Consider the following 20,944-nt stretch of genomic DNA (forward strand, 5'->3'; position numbering starts at 1 on the left):
TGGCGCCACAATGGACGCTGCGTCGAGCGCCGCGGTCCGGGGCCGACACCTTGTCGATCCTCCACTCATCCGACGGCGTCCGCGACGGCCCGCAGATACCGCCCGGTCACCCACTTCTGCACGCCCCGCGCCACAGGCCCGCCGAGCCGCGCGTACCAGCGCCCCGGCCGCGAGAACGCCCGGATCCGGAACCACACGGCCCCGTCCGCCGCCCGCTCGACGAGGAACGCCTCCTCGCCGCACTCCGGATGCCCCGGCAGCGTCCCGTAGGCGAATCCGACGCGCGACGGCTCGCGCAGGACCCGGACCACCCGGCAGGGAATGCGCAGGAACGGCGCCCGCAGGACGACGTCCGCGCCCTCCCGGACATCTGCGCCGGGCGTCACCCGGAGCCCGGCCCCGCGCTGCGCGCCCCACGCGAGAACCGCCGCGCCGGCCCGCTCGAAGCATTCCTGCCCCGAGCCGAGCCGGACACGGCGGTCCATGTGGGCGTACCCCGGCGGCAGTTCACCCGCCGCCAGGGTCGCGCCGACCTCGCCGTACGTGAGGTTCACGCGTCCAGCGACGTCATCACGTGCTTGATCCGCGTGTAGTCGTCGAAGCCGTACGCCGACAGGTCCTTGCCGTAGCCGGACTTCTTGAAGCCGCCGTGCGGCATCTCGGCGACGAGCGGGATGTGGGTGTTGATCCACACGCAGCCGAAGTCGAGGACCTTGGACATCCGCATCGCGCGGCCGTGGTCCTTCGTCCAGACCGAGGAGGCCAGCGCGTACTCGACGCCGTTGGCGTAGGACACCGCCTGGTCCTCGTCCGTGAAGGACTGGACCGTGATGACCGGGCCGAAGACCTCGTTCTGGATGATCTCGTCGTCCTGCTTGAGGCCCGAGACGACGGTCGGGGCGTAGAAGTAGCCCTGCTCGCCGACCCGGTGGCCGCCGGCCTCGACCTTGGCGTGCGCCGGGAGGCGGTCGATGAAGCCGGTGACCTGCTTCAGCTGGTTGGCGTTGTTCAGCGGGCCGTAGAGCACGTCCTCGTCGTCGGCCGCGCCGGTCTTCGTCTCGGCGGCGATCTTCGCGAGAGCGGTGACGAACTCGTCGTGCACCGACTCGTGGACGAGCACGCGGGTGGCCGCGGTGCAGTCCTGGCCCGCGTTGAAGTACCCGGCCTCGGCGATGCCCTCGGCGGCCTTGGCGAGGTCGGCGTCCTCGAAGACGACGACCGGGGCCTTGCCGCCGAGCTCCAGGTGGACCCGCTTGAGGTCCTTGGCGGCGGACTCGGCGACCTGCATGCCGGCGCGCACGGAGCCGGTGATGGAGGCCATCGCGGGGGTCTTGTGCTCGACCATCGCGCGGCCGGTGTCGCGGTCGCCGCACACCACGTTGAAGACGCCCTTGGGCACGATGGAGCCGATGATCTCGGCCATCAGGACCGTGGAGGCCGGGGTGGTGTCGGACGGCTTGAGCACGACCGTGTTGCCCGCGGCGAGCGCCGGGGCGAACTTCCACACGCCCATCATCATCGGGTAGTTCCACGGCGCGACCTGCGCGCAGACGCCGATCGGCTCGCGGCGCACGAAGGAGGTCAGGCCCTCCATGTACTCGCCGCCGGAGCGCCCCTCGAGCATGCGCGCGGCGCCCGCGAAGAAGCGGATCTGGTCGAGCATCATCGGGATCTCTTCGCTGCGGGTGAGCCCGAGGGGCTTGCCGCAGTTCTCCGACTCGACGGCGATGAGCTCCTCGGCCCGCTCCTCGAACGCGTCCGCGATCTTGAGGAGGTACTTCTGGCGCTCGCCGGGTACCAGGTCGCGCCAGGCCGGGAACGCGGCCTCGGCGGCGGCCATCGCGGCGTCGACGTCGGCCTGCCCGGACAGCGGCGCGGTCGCGTACGCCTCGCCCGTGGCGGGGTTGACCACCTCGGTGGTCCGTCCGTCGGCGGCGTCCTTGAACTCACCGTCGATGTAGTTGCGCAGACGACGCAGCTCACTCGTGCTCACTGCCGGCCCTCCTGACTGTTCGCTGTCCAAAGATTGAGACGCCCACCCTAGACCGACGACCGACGTTTTCGACACCCCCCACCCCCACTGAACTACGGAATCCGTGACCCCAGAGCCCGCAGACAACGAATTTCATCGCTCTGGGCTTGCGAAACCGAGGAGTCCTCGTGCACAGTGAAGCCGTGGCCAGTCGTAGCGCAGACCCCAAGGGACCCAGTTCGAGGAACGGCAGCAATCCGCCGCTCGACTCCGTCTCCCTCGCCATCATCGAGCAGCTTCAAGAAGACGGCAGGCGCCCGTACGCCGCCATCGGAAAGGCCGTCGGCCTCTCCGAGGCGGCCGTGCGCCAGCGCGTCCAGAAACTGCTCGATCAGGGCGTGATGCAGATCGTCGCCGTCACCGACCCGCTCACCGTGGGCTTCCGGCGGCAGGCGATGGTCGGCATCAACGTCGAGGGCGATCTGGATCCCGTGGCGGACGCGCTCACCGACATGCCGGAGTGCGAGTACGTCGTGATGACCGCGGGCTCGTTCGACCTGATGGTGGAGATCGTCTGCGAGGACGACGACCACCTTCTGGAGGTCATCAACCGACGCATCCGGGCCCTCCCCGGCGTGCGCTCCACCGAGAGCTTCGTCTACCTGAAGCTCAAGAAGCAGACCTACATGTGGGGAACCCGATAGCCGTGAGCAAGGACCTCAGCCGAACCGCGTACGACCACCTGTGGATGCACTTCACCCGCATGTCGTCGTACGAGAACGCGCCCGTTCCCACCATCGTGCGTGGCGAGGGCACCTACATCTACGACGACAAGGGCCAGAAGTACCTGGACGGCCTCTCCGGCCTGTTCGTGGTCCAGGCCGGTCACGGCCGCCAGGAGCTCGCCGAGGTCGCCGCCAAGCAGGCGGCCGAGCTGGCGTTCTTCCCGATCTGGTCGTACGCCCACCCCAAGGCCGTGGAGCTGGCCGAGCGCCTGGCCCACCACGCTCCGGGCGACCTCAACAAGGTCTTCTTCACCACCGGTGGCGGCGAGGCCGTCGAGACCGCGTGGAAGCTGGCGAAGCAGTACCACAAGCTCAACGGCAACCACACGAAGTACAAGGTCATCTCCCGCGCGGTCGCCTACCACGGCACCCCGCAGGGCGCCCTGTCCATCACGGGTCTGCCGGCCCTCAAGGCCCCCTTCGAGCCGCTCGTCCCGGGCGCGCACAAGGTGCCGAACACGAACATCTACCGCGCCCCGATCCACGGCGACGACCCGGAGGCCTTCGGCCGCTGGGCCGCCGACCAGATCGAGCAGGAGATCCTGTTCGAGGGCCCGGAGACGGTCGCGGCCGTCTTCCTTGAGCCGGTGCAGAACGCCGGCGGCTGCTTCCCGCCGCCGCCCGGGTACTTCCAGCGCGTGCGCGAGATCTGCGACAAGTACGACGTGCTGCTCGTCTCCGACGAGGTCATCTGCGCCTTCGGCCGCCTCGGCACGATGTTCGCCTGTGACAAGTTCGGCTACGTCCCGGACATCATCACCTGCGCCAAGGGCATGACGTCCGGCTACTCCCCGATCGGCGCGGCCATCGTGTCCGACCGGATCGCCGAGCCGTTCTACAAGGGCGACAACACGTTCCTGCACGGCTACACCTTCGGTGGTCACCCGGTGTCCGCCGCGGTGGGTCTCGCCAACCTCGACATCTTCGAGCGCGAGGGCCTCAACCAGCACGTGCTCGACAACGAGGCGAACTTCCTCAACACGCTGCAGAAGCTGAACGACCTGCCGATCGTCGGCGACGTCCGCGGCAACGGCTTCTTCTACGGCATCGAGCTCGTGAAGGACAAGGCCACCAAGGAGACCTTCACGGACGAGGAGTCGGAGCGCGTGCTCTACGGCTTCGTCTCGAAGAAGCTCTTCGAGTACGGCCTGTACTGCCGCGCCGACGACCGTGGTGACCCGGTCATCCAGCTCTCGCCGCCGCTGATCTCCGACCAGGCGACGTTCGACGAGATCGAAGGGATCATCCGACAGGTCCTCACGGAGGCCTGGTCGAAGATCTGATCAAGGTCTGAGCCAGGGGTGGCCACGGACCGCCAACTGGCTTGACGCACGGCCCGGTTGCACCCATCCGAGTGAGATGGGAGGCAACCGGGCCGTGCCCTTCTCCAGCCCGCGCCCGCGCGTCCATACGGTGCCCAGTGACCGATCGGCCCCGCCTTCGTTCCCCCTATCGGGGGACGGCAACTGATCAGAACCGAGGTGTACGTCATGGTGGCCCCGCCGGACAACGACGTGCTGTGGGCGCGTGCCCTGCACTATGCGCACAGCGGATCGGGCAACGGACCGGAGGGCGCGCCCCCCGCGCTCACCGGTGTCTCTCTCGGTGTCCGCGAGGGCGAGATCCTCGCCGTCACCGGGCCGCGCGGCAGCGGGAAGACGACGCTGCTGCGCTGCCTCTCCGGTCAGCTCCTGCCGCAGCAGGGCGAGGTGTGGTTCAACAGCACGCCCGTCCACACGATGGGCCCCCTGGTGCGCGAACGGCTGCGCCGCGACCGGTTCGGCTGGATCGACCCGGAGCCCGTCCTCGTGCCCGAGCTGAACGTGTGGGAGAACACCGCGCTCCCCCTGATGCTGCGCGGCACCCCCCGCCGCCCCGCCAAGACCGCCGCCCACGAGTGGCTGGACCGGCTCGACGTGGGCCGCCTCGCCCGCAAGCGCCCGCACGCCCTGTCCGTCGCCGAGCGCCAGCGCGTGGCCATCGCCCGCGCCCTCGCGCACGCCCCGCACGTGGTGTTCGCCGACGAGCCGACCGCGACCCTGCACCGCGCCGACAGCGCCCACATCCTGCGCACGCTCACCGCAGCGGCCCGCTCGCACGACATCACGGTCGTCCTCGCGACCCACGACTCCGCGGTGGGCGCGCTCGCCGACCGCACGGAGTCGCTGCTCGACGGGCGCCGCGTGCACACCGTGCCGCTGCCCGAGAAGGCCTCCGAAGGGGAGGGCCGCACCGCGTGCTCGCTCTCCGTCTAGCGCGCGGCGCGCACCCACTGGTCCAGTTGCGCAGACTCCTCGTCGCCGCCGCGTCGGCCGGCACCGGCTTTCTGCTCCTGAGCACGCTCGGCCACGCGCTCGGGCACCCCGAGACCGCGGCGAACTCGGTGCTGCGCCTCGCGTGGTGCGCGCTGCCGCTCGCCGCGACGGTGTACTTCGCGGTCGCCGTGGCCCGCTCCGACCCCGGCACGCAGCCGCGCGCGGGCCTGTCCGCCGTGGGCCTCGGACCGGCCCGCCTCACCCTGCTCGCCGCGATCTCCACGGCCATCGCCTGCACGCTCGGCTCGATGCTGGCGCTGCTGTTCTTCCTGCATCTGCGGGGTGACCTGTCCGGCCTCCCGTTCGACGGCGCGGCCCGCGAGCTGCTCGCCGCGGACCGGCCCCTGCCGCTCGCCGCCACGCTCACCCTGCTGACGTGGGTGCCGCTCGCGGCCTCCGCGGCTTGCGCCCTCGCGCTGCGCCCGCGCCTCGCGCACCCGGTCAAGGACACCGCCGAACCCCAGGAGCCGGCGTCCGCCCCGACCGGCCTGCCGTGGGGCTTCGCGCTGCTCGCGGCGGGCCTCGCCGTGGAGACGTACGCGGCGGGCGTGCGCGGCGCCGCGGGCTCCCGGCTCCCGGGCGGTCTCACCGGCAGCCCCACGGGCGTGCTCGCCGGGTGGACGCTGACCGCGCTCGGCCTGGCGCTCGCCGGTCCCGGGCTCACGTACCTGTGCGGGCGCGCGCTGCAGTCCGTACGCCCCTCGGCGGTGCGGCTGCTCGCCGGCCGGGTGCTCCAGGAGGAGGCGCGGCGCATCGGGCGCCCGCTCGGCGTGGTGTGCGCGGTGGCGTCGGGCCTGTACGCGGCGGGCGTCGTGTACGGGGAGCGGGCGGCCGGCGTCGGACCGCTGGCCACGCTCGGCGCGTTGCTCGTCGTCGGTTGCGCCGTGGCGACGCTGGTGACGGCGTCCTTCGAGGCCCGCCAGGCGCGGCGGCACACGACGGAGGCGCTGCTGCGGATCGGCGCCCCCGCCACGGCGCTGCGCGGGGCGGTGGCGCTCAGGGCGTGCGCCCTGCTGGCCGTTTTCGGGCCGCTGACCTGGCTCGTCGCAGAACTTTCGGCGGCTCCGCTGACGGCGCGATGAGTTTTGACGACACTGGCCGTCTACATGTTCGTACGCACCACACCACTTCATTGGCTTCACTTCTCCGAGAAGGCGACGGACACATCATGAGCGAGTACCAGCAGATGATCTTCGTGAACCTGGCCGTGAACGACGTGACGGCGTCCACCAAGTTCTTCACGGAGCTGGGGTACGAGCGCAACGCCCAGTTCTCGGACGACTCCACCAGCTCCATCGTGATCAGCGAGCAGATCGTGGTCATGCTGCTCACGAAGGAGAAGTACGCGGGCTTCACCAAGAAGACGATCATCGACTCGAAGAGCAGCAGCGAGGTGCTCATCGCGCTGAGCGCCGAGAGCCGCGAGAAGGTGGATGAGCTCGTGGACCGGGCGATCGCCGCGGGCGGCACCGAGACCGGCGAGAAGCAGGACCACGGCTTCATGTACGGGCGGGCCTTCGACGACCTCGACGGGCACACCTTCGAGGTCATGTGGATGGACCCGTCGGTCGTCGAGGGCTGACCAACGACCCGGCGCCCGCCCGTGCTTAGCATGGGCGGGTGCCGACTCCAGAACGTTCCACCGAACCGTCCGTTCCTGCCACCACCTCCGACCGCGAGATCGAGACGCTCGCGGAGTTCGACGAGGTGGTGGCCGCGCGCGGCACGCTGACCGGGCACCGGGTGCAGGCCGTCGACCTGACCGGCCGCACCGAGCACCTGCGCAGCGCCGAGGTCGAGGGCGCCATATTCCTCGGCTGCCCCATGGACCCGCAGGCCGCCACCGAGGTCAGAGCGCGCGGCGCGCTGGTCTTCCCGCCGGTCCCCGGCCTCCCCTTCGACCCGTACCGGGGCCGCCTCTACGCCCCCGCCGAACTCTTCGAGGGCCTGTCCTCCGAGGGCGGCTACGCGGCGACTCCCGACGCCCGCGCCTACGAGTGGTTCCAGCGCACCAAGGCCGACGGCGACGTGTTCGCGTCGATGCTGCGCTCCGTGCACGACGACTCCGTGTCCGACGCGCTCGACGAACTCCTCGTCGGGGCCCGGGTGGTGGGCGTCATGGGCGGTCACGCGATGGCGCGCGGCACGGACGCGTACGAGGGCGCTGCCCGGCTCGGCCGGACGCTGGCCCGCACGGGATTCACGGTGGCGACGGGCGGCGGGCCCGGCGCGATGGAGGCCGCGAACCTGGGCGCGTACGCGGCGCCGTTCGCCGACTCCATGCTCGACGACGCGCTCCAACTCCTCGCCAAGTCACCGTCCTTCACCCCGTCGATCACCGACTGGGCGGAGGCCGCCTTCGCCGTGCGCGAGCGCTGGCCGGACGGCGGCCCCTCCGTGGGCATCCCCACCTGGTTCTACGGGCACGAGCCGCCGAACGCGTTCGCCGAGCACATCGCCAAGTATTTCGCCAACGCCACCCGCGAGGACGGCCTGCTGGCCCGCTCCAACGCGGGCGTGATCTTCCTGCCGGGCGCGGCGGGCACGGTGCAGGAGATCTTCGACAACGCCACGCCCAACTACTACGAGTCACGCGGCGAACCGACCCCGATGGTCCTGGTCGACCGTGCCCACTGGACCGAGCGCCTTCCCACCTGGCCGTTGCTCCAGGCGCTCGCCCGTGAGCGGTCCATGGAGGACCGGATCGCGTTGGTGGACACCGTCGAGGAGGCGGGCGAGGCGATCAAGCGGCTCGGCTGAGGCCCTGGCTGTGCTGTTCGGGCACGTTGGGTCAAGCGGGGGTCAAGAGTGGCCGGTGGGGCGCTTCGTGTATTGACCGTGCGTCACGGTCACCGATAAACCATCGGTGACCGTGGGGGTGTTGAGCTTCGAGGTGCGTTCGCGCCGCGCCGCACCCCTTCTCTTCCCCGTACATGTGAAGGACAGCTGTGTCCGTAGCCCCCCGCATATCTCAGCGCATCTCCTCCTCCAGAGCGGCCCGCTTCGCCGGCGTGGCCGCCGCCGCGACGGCCCTGACGCTCGGCGTCACGGGCACCGCGTCGGCGTGCGACATCAGCGAGTTCACCGCCAAGGCCGTCTGCGAAGGACAGCAGGGTGTCATCTCCGTGACCGACGTGGACGCGTCCGGCACCCCGGCGACCGTCACGGTCTTCCGGACGTCCGGCGGCTCCGAGGAACAGGTCGGCTCGCAGGTCGTGAAGGGCTCCAAGGAGGGCGTCACGATCACGTTCAAGGAGGACTGGAAGCCGGGCGCGACGTACCGCGTCCACGTGAAGACCGACCGCTTCAATGTCGACGACGACATCAAGGGAGGCGTCACCGCCCCGGCCACGGCGTGCGCCACGGAGAAGCCGTCGACGCCTCCGACGTCCGCGGCGCCCAGCACCTCGGCCCCGGCCGAGAAGCCCGCACCCTCCACGAGTGCCCCCGCGGCGGCCCCGGCGCCGAGCAGCTCGGCCTCCCCGGCCGGTGGTTCGGACCTCGCCGAGACCGGAGCGAGCAGCAACACCCCGGTGATCGCCGGTATCGCGGCCCTTCTGGTCGTCGCGGGCGGCGGCGTGGTCTTCGCGCTCCGCCGCAAGGGCTCGGCGCAGAAGTAGGCCTGGAGCGGGCGCCGTTGGACGGCTCAGTCGGCCTTCGGCTCAGTCGGCCGCCGGTCCGGCCGGTCTCCGGCTCAGCCGTTGTCCGCGGCGGCGCCCGCCCCCAGCACCACGATCTCCGCCGCGTCGAAGGCGACCCCGACCTCGTCCCCCGGCTCCGGCGCCTCGCGCAGCGCGCAGGCCGCTTCCAGGCGGGGCGCGTCCCTCGGCTGCAAGTGCAGCGCGACGTGCGTGCCACGGAAGGTACGTGCGGTTACGGCGCAGGTCAGCTGGGCCTCGGCGGCCGGGACGAGGCGTACGCCCGCGGGCCGTACGAGGAGCTTGCGGTCCCCCTGCTCCGACCCCTCGGGCACCGGCACCTTGCCCCACGGCGTGTCCGCGACCGCCCCGGTCACCGACGCCTCGACCACGTTGTCGAAGCCGAGGAACCGCGCCACGAACTCGTCCGCCGGATGCTGCCACACCTCAAGAGGCGTACCGGTCTGGGCGATCCGCCCGTCCCGCATCACCACGACCCGGTCGGCGAGCGCGAAGGCCTCGCCCTGGTCGTGCGTGACGGCGAGCACGGTCGTCCCCAACTCGCCGAAGAGTTCCCGCAGTTCGACGACGAGCCGCTCACGGAGCGAACGGTCGAGCTGCCCCAGCGGTTCGTCCAGCATCAGCAGGCGCGGTCGCGGCGCGAGCGCCCGCGCGAGCGCGACCCGCTGCTGCTCCCCGCCGGACAGCGCGCCGACCGCCCGCCGCTCGGCGCCGGGCAGCCCGACGAGCCCCAGCAACTCCCGTACGCGGTCCGCCTGTTCGGCCTTGCCTGCCCCGTGCATCCGCAGCCCGAAGGCGACGTTCTGCCCCACGTCGCGCTGCGGGAACAGCTGGTGGTCCTGGAACATCAGGCCGACGCCCCGCTTGTGCGCGGGCACCCCGGCCTGGTCGGCGCCGCCGAGCAACACCCGCCCGCCGTCCAGGGGTTGCAGCCCGGCGACGGCCCTCAGCAGGGTCGACTTGCCGCTGCCGCTCGGCCCGAGCACGCACACGATCTCGTGCTCGGCGACCTCCAGGTCCACGTCGTCGAGCACGGCGCGCCCACCGAACCGTACGGTCGCGTCGTCCAGTTCCAGCAGCGACATCAGATCAGAACTCCCCGGTCGTGGCCTTGGCGGGCCGAATCCGTTCAAGGACGAGCAACGAGGCCGCGCAGACGACCATCAGCACGGTTGAAAGCGCCATCGCCTGCCCGTAGTTGAGGTCACCGGCGCGCCCGAGCAGCCGCGCCACGGCGACCGGCAGCGTCGGGTTGTCGGGCCGCGCGATGAACACGGTCGCCCCGAACTCGCCGAGCGACACGGCGAACGCGAACCCGGCCGCGACAAGCAGCGCCCGCCGCACCATCGGCAGGTCGACCTCCCGCCACGCCCGCAGCGGCGAGGCCCCGAGCACGGCGGCGGCCTCCCGCAGCCGCCCATCGACGGCCCGCAGCACCGGCAGCATCGTCCGCACCACGAACGGCACCCCGACGAGCGCCTGCGCGAGCGGCACCAGGATCCACGTCGACCGCAGATCGAGCGGCGGCTCGTCGAGCGTGATCAGGAACCCGAACCCGACGGTCACCGCGGACACCCCGAGCGGCAGCATCAGCAACGCGTCGAACCCGCGCACGAGCCGCCCGGCACGCCGGGTCAAGGCTGCGGCGGCGAGACCACCGATCACCACGGCGATGGCGGTGGCGGCGAGCGCGTACTCCAGCGAGTTCCAGATCGCCTCGATCGGCGGTACGAGGAAGGTCCCGCCGTCGGCGTCCGTGAGCGCCCGGTAGTACCCGAAGCCGTACCCGCCCGGAGCATCGAGCGACCGCTCGACGAGCACCCCGAGCGGCAGCACGACCAGCAGCGCGACGCACGCCAGCACACCACCCAGGAGCGCCCACTGCCCGGCCCCACGCGGCCTGCGCGCCGTGTGCGCGGCGTCGACGAGCCGCAGCGCGCTCTCCCGCCGTCGCACGCTCCAGGCGTGCACGCCGAGGATCAGCCCGACGGCGAGGAACTGCACGATGGTCAGCACGGCGGCGGTGGACAGATCGAAGATCTGCGCGGTCTGCCGATAGATCTCGACCTCGAGCGTCGAGAACCCCGGCCCGCCGAGAATCTGCACGACACCGAAGGACGTGAACGTAAACAGGAACACCATGAGCGCGGCGGCGGCGACAGCGGGCCCGAGCGCCGGCAGCGTCACCTTCCGCCACGCCGCGAACCGCGAGGCGCCGAGCATCCGCGCGGCCTCCTCCTGCCCGGGATCGAGCTGCGCCCACAGCCCGCCCACGGTCCGCACCACGACCGCGTAATTGAAGAAGACGTGCGCGAGCAGAATCGCCCACACCGTAGTGTCGAGCCGCACGCCCCACAGCTCGTCGAGCAGCCCGCCGTTCCCGACGAGCGCGAGGAACGCGGTACCGACGACGACGGTCGGCAGCACGAACGGCACGGTGACGACGGCCCGCAGCACCTGCTTGCCGGGGAACTCGAACCGCGCGAAGACATACGCCCCCGGCAGCGCGATCAGCAACGTCAGCGCGGTCGACGCGAGCGCCTGCCACACCGTGAACCACAGGACGTGCCGAATGTCGGACTGCCCGAGCACGTCGAACAGCCGCCCGAGCTCCCAGCCACCGTCGACGTGCAGCCCGCGCTCGACGATCGCGACGACCGGATAGGCGAAGAACAGCCCGAAGAACACGACGGGCAGGACCATGAGCCCGAGCCGCGCCGCGTTGCCTCGCTGTCTGGGGACTACTTCAGTACGAGCGAGGTCCACGACTTCACCCAGTCGTCCCGGTTGTCCGCGATCTTGCGCGGGCTCATGGTCTCGGGGTCGTCGATCTTCACCGCGTACTTGGTGTAGTCGGCGGGCGCGGTGGCGTTCTCGGTCACCGGGTCGACGAACATGTTGAGCGGCATGTCCTCCTGGAACTTCTTGGAGACCAGGAAGTCGAGCAGCACCTTGCCGCCCTTCTCGTTCTGCGCGCCGTTCAGCAGCCCCGCGAACTCGACCTGCTGGAAACACGTCCCCTTGGCGACGCCGACCGGCGAGGTCTTCGGCTGCGGATCGGCGTACACGGCCTCGGCGGGCGGCGAGGACGCGTAGGACACGACGAGCGGCCGGTCACCACCGGCCTTCTTGCCACCAGCGGACCCCGAGAACTCCTCGTTGTACGCCTGATCCCAGCCGTCCACGACCTTGAGCCCGTTGGCCTTCAGCTTCTTCCAGTACGGCTGCCAGCCGTCGTCGCCGTACTTCGCGGCGGTCCCGAGCAGGAAGCCGAGCCCTGGCGACGAGGTGGCCGCGTTCTCGGTGACGAGCAGGTTCTTGTAGGCCGGCTTGGCGAGATCGGCGAAGGACGAGGGCGGCGCGAGATCGTGCTTCTTGAAATACGCCTTGTCGTAATTGACACAGAGCGACCCGGTATCGACGGGGGTGACCCGCTCCTTCCCCTTGTCAAGCCGATACTCGCCCCGCACTTCATCGAGCCCCTTGGCCTGGTACGAGGCGAAGATCCCATTGTCGAGCGCTCGCGAGAGCAGGGTGTTGTCGACGCCGAAGAAGACGTCGCCCTGCGGGTTGTCCTTGGAGAGGATCGCCTTGTTGACGGCCTCGCCGGCGTCCCCGTCCTTGAGGACCTTGACCTTGTACCCGGAACTCTTCTCGAAGTCCTTGAGCACGCCCTTCGAAACGGCCCACGAATCATGGCTCACCAGGGTCACGGTCTTGGCATCCCCACCCGCGGCACCAGAGCCACTACCAGACGACCCACACGCGGAGAGGGCGACGAGCCCAAGCCCCACAGCCACGGAGACGTAGACGGTGGCGGCCGACGTGCGGGTCGGCCTGGCGGCCGACTGCTTCTTGCTCACTACTTCATTCCTCCTGGAGCTGACCAGGAGAAGACGCGGCCCTGCCCGGAACCCTTCCGTCGACGACGGCGGGGCTCCGGGCAGGGCGCAACAGCTTGAGTGGTGTCCGAACTTCCTACCCGGAATGACCCGGGCAAGGTCCAGAGGGTCTGCGGCCTGTCGACGCGATGCCGGCCGTGAAGCCTGCTGTCGGTTGCCGCACTCTCAGCGCTGTGGCGCTCCCCTGTCGGAATTACAGATGTAGTTGTCGTACTTACTGTGGCCAGGCTACCGCTCGGTGGCCGCCAGCTGTCCACAGGCTCCGTCGATCTCCTGGCCACGGGTGTCCCGGATGGTCACCGGAACGCCGTGCGCGGCGATGGCGTCGACGAAGGCCTTCTCGTCCTCGGGCCGCGAGGCGGTCCACTTCGAGCCCGGGGTCGGATTCAACGGAATCAGGTTCACATGCACCGGCTTCCCCTTGAGCATCCGCCCAAGCCGATCACCACGCCAGGCCTGGTCATTGATGTCCCGGATGAGGGCGTACTCGATGGAGAGCCGGCGCCCGGACTTCGCGGCGTACTCGAACCCGGAGTCGAGCACCTCCCGCACGTTCCACCGCGTATTGACGGGGACGAGGGTGTCACGCAGCTCGTCGTCCGGGGCGTGCAACGAGATCGCGAGCCGGCACTTCAGCCCCTCGTCGGTGAACCGGTTGATGGCGGGCACGAGCCCCACCGTCGACACGGTGATGCCGCGCTGGCTGAGCCCGAGCCCGTCCGGCTCCGGGTCGGTCAGCGCGCGGATGGCCTGGATGACGCGCTTGTAGTTGGCGAGCGGCTCGCCCATGCCCATGAAAACGATGTTGCTGAGCCGGGCGGGCCCCCCGGGAATCTCCCCGTCCCGGAGAGCCCTCATCCCATCAACAATCTGATGGACGATCTCCCCGGTCGACAGATTCCGGTCGAGCCCGGCCTGCCCCGTGGCACAGAACGGACAGTTCATCCCGCATCCGGCCTGCGACGAGATGCACATCGTCACGCGATCCGGATACCGCATCAGCACGGACTCGACGAGCGTCCCGTCGAACAGCTTCCACAGCGTCTTGCGCGTCGTGTCGTTGTCGGTCGACAGATGCCGCACGACGGTCATCAGCTCCGGCAGCAACGCCTCCCGCAGCTTCTCGCGCGACCCCGCGGGGATGTCGGTCCACTCCGCGGGGTCGTGCGCGAACCGCGCGAAGTAGTGCTGCGAGAGCTGCTTGGCGCGAAACGGCTTCTCACCGATCGCGGCAACAGCTTCCTTCCGCTCAGCAGGCGAAAGATCAGCAAGGTGCCGCGGCGGCTTCTTGGCTCCGCGGGGGGCGACGAACGTGAGTTCTCCGGGCTTAGGCATAGCGTTACCAGTGTCGCAGACGAATGGGGGTGACCTGGGGTCGTCGCGTGGGACCCCTGTCACTGGCGGTCGCCGTTGGCCGCTGCTTAGCGGCCTTGGGCGGTCCGTGGTGCGTCAGCCCTGTGTGGGTGTGGTGTCGCCGTCCGCTTGCCCCGTGCCCTCGGCCGCGCCTGTCTTCTCACGCATCTTGCGGATCAGCTCCGCCTTCTGGTCGGCCGCGCGGCGGCGGTCCAGGTTGCGGTGCGGGCCGTTGTTCTGCCGTTCGGCGCGGGACTGCTTCTTGCGCTGGCCGCCGCCCTGGCCCACTGGGTTGTTGATGTTCTTACTGTCGGTCACGGGTTCTCCCGGCGGTGATGTGTGAGGTGATCTGCGGATTCATCGGCGAGTAACAGGCAGCGGTCCCGCGAGCTGGCCTTTCGGTTCCTGGCGTCGGCCGGGCCTTCGGCACGACGTTTCCGTGGCCGACCTGGAGCGTATCGCGAAGATCGTGTCGTATTACCAGACACTGGGCGAGTTACCGGACACTGGGCGAGCGCACTCGGGGCTGATGTGCGGAAGGAGCGCTTCGGCTTCACACTCGCCGTGATCTCACCGATGGCGATCAAGCCTGCTGAATGCCGGATTCACCGTGTACATATCAGGACGCGGCGCAGTCTTCTCCTGCTTCGCACGTCGACTGACAAGTTGGACGTTCCGGCGTCCACGCAAGGGAGACTTTCATGCGTACGCGCACCGCCGCAGTCTCTGCCGCTCTGGTCGTGTGTGCTGTGTTGGGCTCGGCGGCCTGCTCAGCTTCCTCCGACAGCGTCCCGTCGTCCGGCAGCTCGACGCCGGCCGAGAAGAAGTCGAATCGGCATCAGTCGGGCAAGGGCAAGCCCGAGGTTGGTCCTTCCAAGTGCGCCACCTCCGCCGACAAGATGCCCAAGGGGTGCGAGGTCGACGTTGATGTCTCGGAGATCTCCGAGGGCACGCCTGCCGCAGAAGGGCCGTCGACGCAGCCGGCCAAGTGACGCTCTCTTGAGGGGGCCAAACACGAGCAGCCCCCTACCGGCGACAGAGTCGTCGGTAGGGGGCTGCTCGATGGGTGGAGCTCAGCAAGCCGCTCTCCGGCCTCAGGCGGGCCGGGCCGTGTCGCAGAGCTCGACGCGTGCCCCGGGCACCCGCGGCATCAGGGAGCCGAAGGCGTCCGGATTGCCGCGATGTCGAACTGGAGGCGGACCTTTTCGCTGACCATGTTGCCGCCCTGGGCCAGGCGGGCGTTGTACGTGAGGCCCCAGTCGGTGCGGTTGATGGTGGTGGTGCCGTCGAAGCCGACGCGTTCGTCGCCGAAGGCATCCGTGACGAAGCCGATGTAGGTGAGTTCGAGGACGACGGGGCGGGCGACGCCCTTGATGGTGAGGTCGCCGTGCATCCGGTAGACATCGTCGCCCGCCAGTTCCACGGCGGTGCTCTTGAAGGTCATCCGCGGAAACTGGGAGGCGTCCAGGAAGTCCCGGCCCATCACGTGGGCGTCCCGCTGCTCGACACCGGTGTCGACGCTCGCCGTGGCGAGGACGAGCTCGGCGGAGGAGCGCGACGGGTCGGAGCCGTCGAAGTAGAGGCGGCTCTGGTACTCCGAGAAGGCGCCGCGCACGGTCGTCACCATGGCGTGCCGGACGGAGAACCCGATCCTGCTGTGTGCGGGGTCGACCATCCAGGAGCCGGTGAGCGCCGACATGGAGGGGTCGTGGCCGGCCGGATCGAGTACTGCGGTGCCGGCGGCCCCCGGAGCAGCGGATCCCTCTGCACGCCGGGATGAGAAGCTGCGACCGAAAATGTTCATGAGGCCTGTTGTTACTTCAGCGTAAAGAACGCACGCAAGCCCCCCTCAACGAACCCGACCACCTTCGTGAACAGGTCTTCACAAGTCTCGCGGGGCCATATACGAAGAGCCCCCGTCCGGTTACGGACAGGGGCTCTCACGTGGGGTTCTTCAGGAACCGACGAACAGCACCAGAAGCAGCCATACGACCGGAGCCGTCGGCAGCAGGGAGTCGAGGCGGTCCATGATTCCGCCGTGCCCCGGCAGCAGCGTCCCCATGTCCTTGATCCCGAGGTCCCGCTTGATCATGGACTCGCCGAGGTCACCGAGGGTCGCGCTGGCCGCGACGAGCGCGCCCATGACGAGGCCCTGCCACCACGTGCCGTCGTCCACCAGGAACTGCATGCACAGCACGCCCGCCACCATGGCGAAGGAGACGGCGCCCAGCAGGCCCTCGCGGGTCTTGCCGGGGCTGATGCGCGGCGCGAGCTTGTGCTTGCCGAAGCGCCAGCCGACCGCGTACGCCCCGGTGTCGCTGACGACCGTCAGGATCAGGAACGTGAGCACGCGCCACGCCCCGTCGTCCGCGGTGAGCATCATCGCCACGAAGGTCGCGAGGAACGGCACGTAGAAGGCCGCGAAGACCCCCGCCGTGACGTCCTTCAGGTATCCCTCGGGCGGCTCCGTCATCCGCCACACGAGGACGGCGAGCGCGGTCAGCGCCATCGCCACCCAGGCGCCCTCCGCACCGCGCACGTACCCGGCCACCACCATGGCCGCGCCGCCGACGGCGAGCGGCACGAGCGGCGCCCTGATGCCCTTGCGCTCCTCGAGCCGCGAGGTCAGCTCCCACAGGCCGACGACGACGGCGACCGCGATGACGCCGACGAACACGGCCTTGACGATGAAGAGCGAAGCGATGATCACCGCACCGAGCCCGACACCGACGCCTATGGCCGCCCCGAGGTCCCGGCCCGCGCTCTTCTTCTTGCGCGGTTCGGTCCGCGAGGACCCCGTGGACCCGGCGGCCTCCGCGGGCCGCGAGGACCCGTCGGCCGGCTCCGGCTGCCGAGGCGTCTCGTCGCGGAACAGGGGACCACTCAGCCGAGCGGTCCCCCGGTCGTCCTGGTCGTCGCCCCTTCCGTCACCAGAAGGCGTATCAGGCATATCGGGCACGATGGGCATGGGCCGAGTCTCATCGACCGCGTGCCGTTCGTACGCGGGACCCGCCGGAGCGCGTCCGTGGTCGTACGACGGTCCTTGGTTGTACGACGGCCCTTGGCCGTACGCCGGCACCTGCCCGTACGCGGGCCCCTGACCAGGGGCGGACCCATGGCCGTCGGTCGGGCCCCACTGTCCGGGCCCGGTCGGCGCACCCCAGGAAGAGTCGTTCACGGATTCCTCGAACCTCGATCTTCCGCGCTCGCTCAGACTTCGAGCAGCTCGGCTTCCTTGTGCTTGAGCAGCTCGTCCACCTGGGCCACGTACTTCGTGGTGGTGTCGTCCAGTTCCTTCTCGCCGCGGCGGCCCTCGTCCTCGCCGATGTCGCCGTCCTTGATCGCCTTGTCGATCGTGTCCTTGGCCTTGCGGCGCACGGAGCGGATCGAGACCTTGGCGTCCTCGGCCTTGGCCTTGGCGACCTTGATGTACTCCTTGCGGCGCTCCTCGGTCAGCTCCGGGAAGACCACCCGGATGATGCTGCCGTCATTGCTCGGGTTGACGCCGAGGTCGGAGTCGCGGATCGCCTGCTCGATGTTGCGCAGCGCGCTCTTGTCGAACGGGGTCACCACGGCCATCCGCGGCTCGGGCACCGAGAACGAGGCCAGCTGGTTGATCGGCGTCAGCGCGCCGTAGTAGTCGGCCACGATCTTGTTGAACATCGCCGGGTGCGCACGTCCCGTGCGGATCGCGGCGAAGTCCTCCTTGGCGACGACGACGGCCTTCTCCATCTTCTCCTCGGCCTCGAGGAGGGTCTCTTCGATCACCACTTGCTCCTGCGTGTCTTGAGTGAGGCCCGGCCGGGCACGGGGGCGCGGTCGGCTGCGTCGCGTGTCTTTCCTGCACGGTGTCCGACCGGCAGGACATTGTCCATCCCTCGGGGAACCTTCGAGGACACGGGGTTCCCGGGGCTCCCAGGGGGACGGGAGGGTGTCAGGCGCGGGTGCCCTGTTCGCCTACGAGGGTCCCGATCTTCTCACCCTTGACGGCACGGGCGATATTGCCCGACGTGATGAGCTCGAAGACGAGGATGGGCAGCTTGTTGTCGCGGCACAGGGTGATCGCGGTCATGTCGGCGACCTTCAGGTCCCGGGTGATGACCTCGCCGTAGCTGAGCCCGTCGAACTTCACGGCCTCGGGGTTGGTCTTCGGGTCCGAGTCGTAGACGCCGTCGACACCGTTCTTGCCCATGAGCAGGGCCTCGGCGTCGATCTCCAGGGCGCGCTGCGCGGCGGTGGTGTCGGTGGAGAAGTACGGCATGCCCATGCCGGCGCCGAAGATGACGACGCGGCCCTTCTCCAGGTGGCGCACGGCGCGCAGCGGGATGTACGGCTCGGCGACCTGCCCCATGGTGATGGCGGTCTGCACACGGCAGTCGATGCCCTCCTTCTCCAGGAAGTCCTGGAGGGCCAGGCAGTTCATGACCGTGCCGAGCATGCCCATGTAGTCGCTGCGGGCGCGGTCCATGCCGCGCTGCTGCAGCTCGGCGCCGCGGAAGAAGTTGCCGCCGCCGATGACGACGGCGATCTGCCAGCCGTCGCGGACGACGGCCGCGATCTCACGGGCAATGGCGTGCACCACGTCGGGGTCGACGCCCAGACCCCCGCCCCCGGCGAACGCCTCGCCGGAAAGCTTCAGCAGAAAGCGCCCCGCGCCTTTGCCTTCGTCGCTCTTGTCGCCTTTATCGGCAGTGTCGGCCTGGGTGGTGGTCATGGGATTCTCGCCTCTTTTGCTTGGCACACATACGAAGAAGGCCACTGCCGGTGGGGTGGTTCGCATCCCATGCGCGGCAATGGCCTCCTCGTCACAACTGCGGTCGCCCGGCGCGTACTCCTTGGAGTACGCGGGCGACTGCTGTCGACCCTAGCGGGGTCTCGCGTCGGTCGCGGTACGGACTCAGATGCCGACCTTGATGCGCGCGAAGCGCTTCAGGGTGACACCGGCCTCCTGGAGGACCTTCTCGACGGACTTCTTGTTGTCGAGGGCGTACGGCTGACCGAGCAGCGTGGCCTCCTTGAAGAAGCCGTTGACGCGACCCTCGACGATCTTCGGGAGCGCGGCCTCCGGCTTGCCCTCGGCGCGGGTGGTCTCCTCGGCGACGCGGCGCTCGGACTCGACGACCTCGGCCGGGACGTCCTCGCGGGAGAGGTACTTCGGCGCGAAGGCGGCGATGTGCTGCGCGATGCCCTTGGCCAGCTCGGCGTCGGCCTTGTCCAGCTCGACCAGGACACCGATCTGCGGGGGCAGGTCGGGCATGGTGCGGTGCATGTACGCGGAGACGTAGGCGCCCGAGAACTGCGCGAAGCGGTCCAGGACGATCTTCTCGCCGAGCTGGGCGTTCGCCTCGTCGACGAAGGCCTGGACGGTCTTGCCGGCCTCGATCTCGGAGGCGAGCAGCGCCTCCAGGTCCGCGGGGCTCGTCTTGGCGACGTGCGCGGCCAGCTGGTTCGCGACGGCCTGGAACTTCTCGCCCTTGGCGACGAAGTCCGTCTCGCACTTCAGCTCGACGATGACACCGGAGGTGTTGTCGTCAGCGATGAGGGAGACAACGGCACCGTTCTCGGCGGAGCGGCCCTCGCGCTTGGCGACGCCCTTCTGGCCCTTGATGCGCAGGGCCTCAACGGCCTTGTCGACGTCGCCGTCGGCCTCGTCGAGCGCCTTCTTGCAGTCCATCATGCCGACGCCGGTGAGCTCGCGGAGCTTCTTGACGTCAGCGGCGGTGTAGTTCGCCATGATCCTGGTTTTCTCTCTACGAAGTCTGAAGCAGTGTGAGAACGAAGGTGACGGTTACGGGTGAAGGCGGGGGCCGCAGCCGACCCCCGCCGTCACCTCATGAAACCGAATCCCGTACGGGTCAGGCCTTCTCGGCGTCCGCGGCCGGAGCCTCGGCCGGGGCCTCGGCGGGAGCGGCAGCCTCGGCGGCCGGAGCCTCCGCAGCCTTCTCCTCGGCCTTGTCGGCGTCCTCGGCGGGCTTGGCCTCAGCCTTGTCGTCGGCCTTCTTCTCGCCCTCGAGCAGGTCGCGCTCCCACTCGGCGAGGGGCTCGCCGGCGGCCTTCTCGCCCGGCTTCTGGTCGCCCGTGGCCACGCCGGAGCGGGCGATGAGGCCCTCGGCGACGGCGTCGGCGATCACGCGGGTGAGCAGGGTGACGGAGCGGATCGCGTCGTCGTTGCCCGGGATCTTGTAGTCGACCTCGTCGGGGTCACAGTTCGTGTCGAGGATCGCGACGACCGGGATGTTGAGCTTCCGGGCCTCGCCGACAGCGATGTGCTCCTTCTTGGTGTCCACGATCCAGACGGCGCTGGGCACCTTGGACATCTCGCGGATACCACCGAGGGTCTTCTCCAGCTTGGCCTTCTCGCGCGAGAGCACGAGAAGCTCCTTCTTGGTGAGACCCGACGCGGCGACGTCGTCGAAGTCGATCTGCTCGAGCTCCTTGAGGCGCTGCAGACGCTTGTAGACGGTCGAGAAGTTGGTGAGCATGCCGCCCAGCCAGCGCTGGTTGACGAAGGGCATGCCGACGCGCGTCGCCTGCTCGGCGATGGCCTCCTGGGCCTGCTTCTTCGTGCCGACGAACATGACCGTGCCACCGTGGGCGACGGTCTCCTTGACGAACTCGTAGGCGCGGTCGATGTACGACAGCGACTGGAGAAGGTCGATGATGTAGATGCCGTTGCGCTCCGTGAAGATGAAGCGCTTCATCTTCGGGTTCCAACGACGGGTCTGGTGACCGAAGTGGACGCCGCTTTCCAGCAGCTCCCGCATCGTGACGACGGCCATGGCCGTACTCCTTGTGTTTTCTCGGTTGTTTCCTGACGCCCACTGCGTGTGCCTGCCGCGCAAGCCCGCGCTCTTCCGAGGCGGTCGTACGGGACCGATAGGCCACTGACACGAAGCCTGTGAGGCCCGGTGTCGGGGCGTGCGAAGTCGATCCGGTGGGCCGGATCGCCACATGAAGT

At 69.5% G+C, this 20,944-nt stretch carries 21 protein-coding genes and 1 riboswitch; of the genes, 8 read left to right on the forward strand and 13 right to left on the reverse strand.

The annotated features are described in order from the left end of the window. Nucleotides 1–65: 65 nt before the first annotated feature. Nucleotides 66–554, reverse strand: coding sequence for a DUF1990 family protein (locus ACFV9W_RS16920; protein WP_385761103.1), 489 nt, complete (start codon nt 552–554; stop codon nt 66–68). Beyond that, entirely contained in the window at nt 551–1,993 is a 1,443-nt protein-coding gene (locus ACFV9W_RS16925; protein ID WP_385761106.1) for a gamma-aminobutyraldehyde dehydrogenase, read from the reverse strand. The genes ACFV9W_RS16920 and ACFV9W_RS16925 overlap by 4 nt, the downstream gene beginning before the upstream one ends. Before the next feature lie 167 nt (nt 1,994–2,160). On the opposite strand from ACFV9W_RS16925, the gene ACFV9W_RS16930 reads away from it, so the two are divergent. The 7 genes from ACFV9W_RS16930 (at nt 2,161) to ACFV9W_RS16960 (ending at nt 8,692) form a co-directional block, all read left to right on the forward strand. Next, a complete protein-coding gene (locus ACFV9W_RS16930) occupies nt 2,161–2,676 on the forward strand; it encodes an Lrp/AsnC family transcriptional regulator (RefSeq protein WP_266714722.1) in 516 nt (171 codons plus the stop codon). Beyond that, nucleotides 2,661–4,040 (forward strand): aspartate aminotransferase family protein, encoded by a 1,380-nt coding sequence (locus tag ACFV9W_RS16935; protein ID WP_385761109.1) that lies wholly within the window; start codon nt 2,661–2,663, stop codon nt 4,038–4,040. Before ACFV9W_RS16930 ends, ACFV9W_RS16935 begins: the two co-directional genes overlap by 16 nt. Nucleotides 4,041–4,247: 207 nt before the next feature. Then, nucleotides 4,248–5,012, forward strand: a complete 765-nt coding sequence (locus ACFV9W_RS16940) for an ABC transporter ATP-binding protein (protein WP_385761113.1) — start codon at nt 4,248–4,250, stop codon at nt 5,010–5,012. Continuing rightward, entirely contained in the window at nt 4,994–6,154 is a 1,161-nt protein-coding gene (locus ACFV9W_RS16945) for a hypothetical protein (protein WP_385761116.1), read from the forward strand. The genes ACFV9W_RS16940 and ACFV9W_RS16945 overlap by 19 nt, the downstream gene beginning before the upstream one ends. A gap of 86 nt (nt 6,155–6,240) precedes the next feature. Continuing rightward, nucleotides 6,241–6,654 (forward strand): VOC family protein, encoded by a 414-nt coding sequence (locus tag ACFV9W_RS16950; RefSeq protein WP_385761119.1) that lies wholly within the window; start codon nt 6,241–6,243, stop codon nt 6,652–6,654. A 38-nt stretch (nt 6,655–6,692) separates the two neighbouring features. Further along, nucleotides 6,693–7,832, forward strand: a complete 1,140-nt coding sequence (locus ACFV9W_RS16955; protein WP_385761122.1) for an LOG family protein — start codon at nt 6,693–6,695, stop codon at nt 7,830–7,832. Between the two features lie 188 nt (nt 7,833–8,020). Then, complete coding sequence (locus tag ACFV9W_RS16960) at nt 8,021–8,692, forward strand: LAETG motif-containing sortase-dependent surface protein (protein WP_385761125.1); 672 nt, start codon at nt 8,021–8,023, stop codon at nt 8,690–8,692. A gap of 74 nt (nt 8,693–8,766) precedes the next feature. On the opposite strand, the gene ACFV9W_RS16965 is transcribed toward ACFV9W_RS16960, so the two are convergent. The 5 genes from ACFV9W_RS16965 to ACFV9W_RS16985 all read right to left on the reverse strand — a co-directional run bounded on the left by ACFV9W_RS16965 (nt 8,767) and on the right by ACFV9W_RS16985 (nt 14,304). After that, nucleotides 8,767–9,816, reverse strand: coding sequence for an ABC transporter ATP-binding protein (locus ACFV9W_RS16965; protein WP_385761129.1), 1,050 nt, complete (start codon nt 9,814–9,816; stop codon nt 8,767–8,769). Between the two features lie 4 nt (nt 9,817–9,820). Further along, nucleotides 9,821–11,497 (reverse strand): ABC transporter permease, encoded by a 1,677-nt coding sequence (locus ACFV9W_RS16970; protein ID WP_385761132.1) that lies wholly within the window; start codon nt 11,495–11,497, stop codon nt 9,821–9,823. Continuing rightward, nucleotides 11,473–12,594 carry a thiamine ABC transporter substrate binding subunit gene (locus tag ACFV9W_RS16975; protein WP_385761135.1) on the reverse strand — a complete coding sequence of 374 codons (1,122 nt, stop codon included), beginning with the start codon at nt 12,592–12,594 and terminating at the stop codon, nt 11,473–11,475. The genes ACFV9W_RS16970 and ACFV9W_RS16975 overlap by 25 nt, the downstream gene beginning before the upstream one ends. Nucleotides 12,595–12,688: 94 nt before the next feature. Then, nucleotides 12,689–12,829, reverse strand: a riboswitch (TPP riboswitch). Nucleotides 12,830–12,861: 32 nt separating this feature from the next. Next, nucleotides 12,862–13,968: a 23S rRNA (adenine(2503)-C(2))-methyltransferase RlmN gene (rlmN, locus tag ACFV9W_RS16980; RefSeq protein WP_385761137.1), complete on the reverse strand. Its 1,107-nt coding sequence runs from the start codon at nt 13,966–13,968 to the stop codon at nt 12,862–12,864. Nucleotides 13,969–14,082: 114 nt separating this feature from the next. Beyond that, entirely contained in the window at nt 14,083–14,304 is a 222-nt protein-coding gene (locus tag ACFV9W_RS16985) for a DUF6243 family protein (protein ID WP_385761140.1), read from the reverse strand. 383 nt (nt 14,305–14,687) lie between these two features. Between ACFV9W_RS16985 and ACFV9W_RS16990 the strand changes: the two genes are divergently transcribed. Next, nucleotides 14,688–14,978, forward strand: a complete 291-nt coding sequence (locus tag ACFV9W_RS16990; RefSeq protein ID WP_385761143.1) for a hypothetical protein — start codon at nt 14,688–14,690, stop codon at nt 14,976–14,978. 158 nt (nt 14,979–15,136) lie between these two features. Here the strand turns inward: ACFV9W_RS16990 and ACFV9W_RS16995 are convergent, their stop codons facing one another. The 6 genes from ACFV9W_RS16995 to rpsB all read right to left on the reverse strand — a co-directional run bounded on the left by ACFV9W_RS16995 (nt 15,137) and on the right by rpsB (nt 20,765). Further along, nucleotides 15,137–15,790 (reverse strand): YceI family protein, encoded by a 654-nt coding sequence (locus tag ACFV9W_RS16995; RefSeq protein WP_385761146.1) that lies wholly within the window; start codon nt 15,788–15,790, stop codon nt 15,137–15,139. A 150-nt stretch (nt 15,791–15,940) separates the two neighbouring features. Then, on the reverse strand, nt 15,941–17,164 hold the full coding sequence (locus ACFV9W_RS17000) for a phosphatidate cytidylyltransferase (RefSeq protein ID WP_385761149.1): 1,224 nt from the start codon (nt 17,162–17,164) through the stop codon (nt 15,941–15,943). A gap of 32 nt (nt 17,165–17,196) precedes the next feature. Next, the gene (gene frr / locus ACFV9W_RS17005) at nt 17,197–17,754 is read right to left on the reverse strand and encodes a ribosome recycling factor (protein ID WP_326015300.1); all 558 of its coding nucleotides are present in this window, start codon (nt 17,752–17,754) and stop codon (nt 17,197–17,199) included. 166 nt (nt 17,755–17,920) lie between these two features. Next, complete coding sequence (gene pyrH, locus ACFV9W_RS17010) at nt 17,921–18,700, reverse strand: UMP kinase (RefSeq protein ID WP_385761153.1); 780 nt, start codon at nt 18,698–18,700, stop codon at nt 17,921–17,923. Between the two features lie 183 nt (nt 18,701–18,883). Next, entirely contained in the window at nt 18,884–19,720 is an 837-nt protein-coding gene (tsf, locus tag ACFV9W_RS17015; RefSeq protein WP_385761156.1) for a translation elongation factor Ts, read from the reverse strand. Between the two features lie 121 nt (nt 19,721–19,841). Continuing rightward, entirely contained in the window at nt 19,842–20,765 is a 924-nt protein-coding gene (rpsB, locus tag ACFV9W_RS17020) for a 30S ribosomal protein S2 (RefSeq protein WP_385761158.1), read from the reverse strand. Nucleotides 20,766–20,944: the final 179 nt, after the last annotated feature.

The organism is Streptomyces sp. NPDC059897 (assembly GCF_042730865.1).
In the GTDB taxonomy this organism is placed as follows: domain Bacteria; phylum Actinomycetota; class Actinomycetes; order Streptomycetales; family Streptomycetaceae; genus Streptomyces.

Excerpts from the sequence above, each read along its gene's own strand:
- ACFV9W_RS16940 (WP_385761113.1), top strand. The coding sequence starts at position 4,248 with ATGGTGGCCCCGCCGGACAACGACGTGCTGTGGGCGCGTGCCCTGCAC.
- ACFV9W_RS16950 (WP_385761119.1), top strand. The coding sequence starts at position 6,241 with ATGAGCGAGTACCAGCAGATGATCTTCGTGAACCTGGCCGTGAACGAC.
- ACFV9W_RS16965 (WP_385761129.1), bottom strand. The coding sequence starts at position 9,816 with ATGTCGCTGCTGGAACTGGACGACGCGACCGTACGGTTCGGTGGGCGC.
- rlmN (WP_385761137.1), bottom strand. The coding sequence starts at position 13,968 with ATGCCTAAGCCCGGAGAACTCACGTTCGTCGCCCCCCGCGGAGCCAAG.
- ACFV9W_RS16990 (WP_385761143.1), top strand. The coding sequence starts at position 14,688 with ATGCGTACGCGCACCGCCGCAGTCTCTGCCGCTCTGGTCGTGTGTGCT.
- ACFV9W_RS16995 (WP_385761146.1), bottom strand. The coding sequence starts at position 15,790 with ATGAACATTTTCGGTCGCAGCTTCTCATCCCGGCGTGCAGAGGGATCC.
- pyrH (WP_385761153.1), bottom strand. The coding sequence starts at position 18,700 with ATGACCACCACCCAGGCCGACACTGCCGATAAAGGCGACAAGAGCGAC.
- tsf (WP_385761156.1), bottom strand. The coding sequence starts at position 19,720 with ATGGCGAACTACACCGCCGCTGACGTCAAGAAGCTCCGCGAGCTCACC.
- rpsB (WP_385761158.1), bottom strand. The coding sequence starts at position 20,765 with ATGGCCGTCGTCACGATGCGGGAGCTGCTGGAAAGCGGCGTCCACTTC.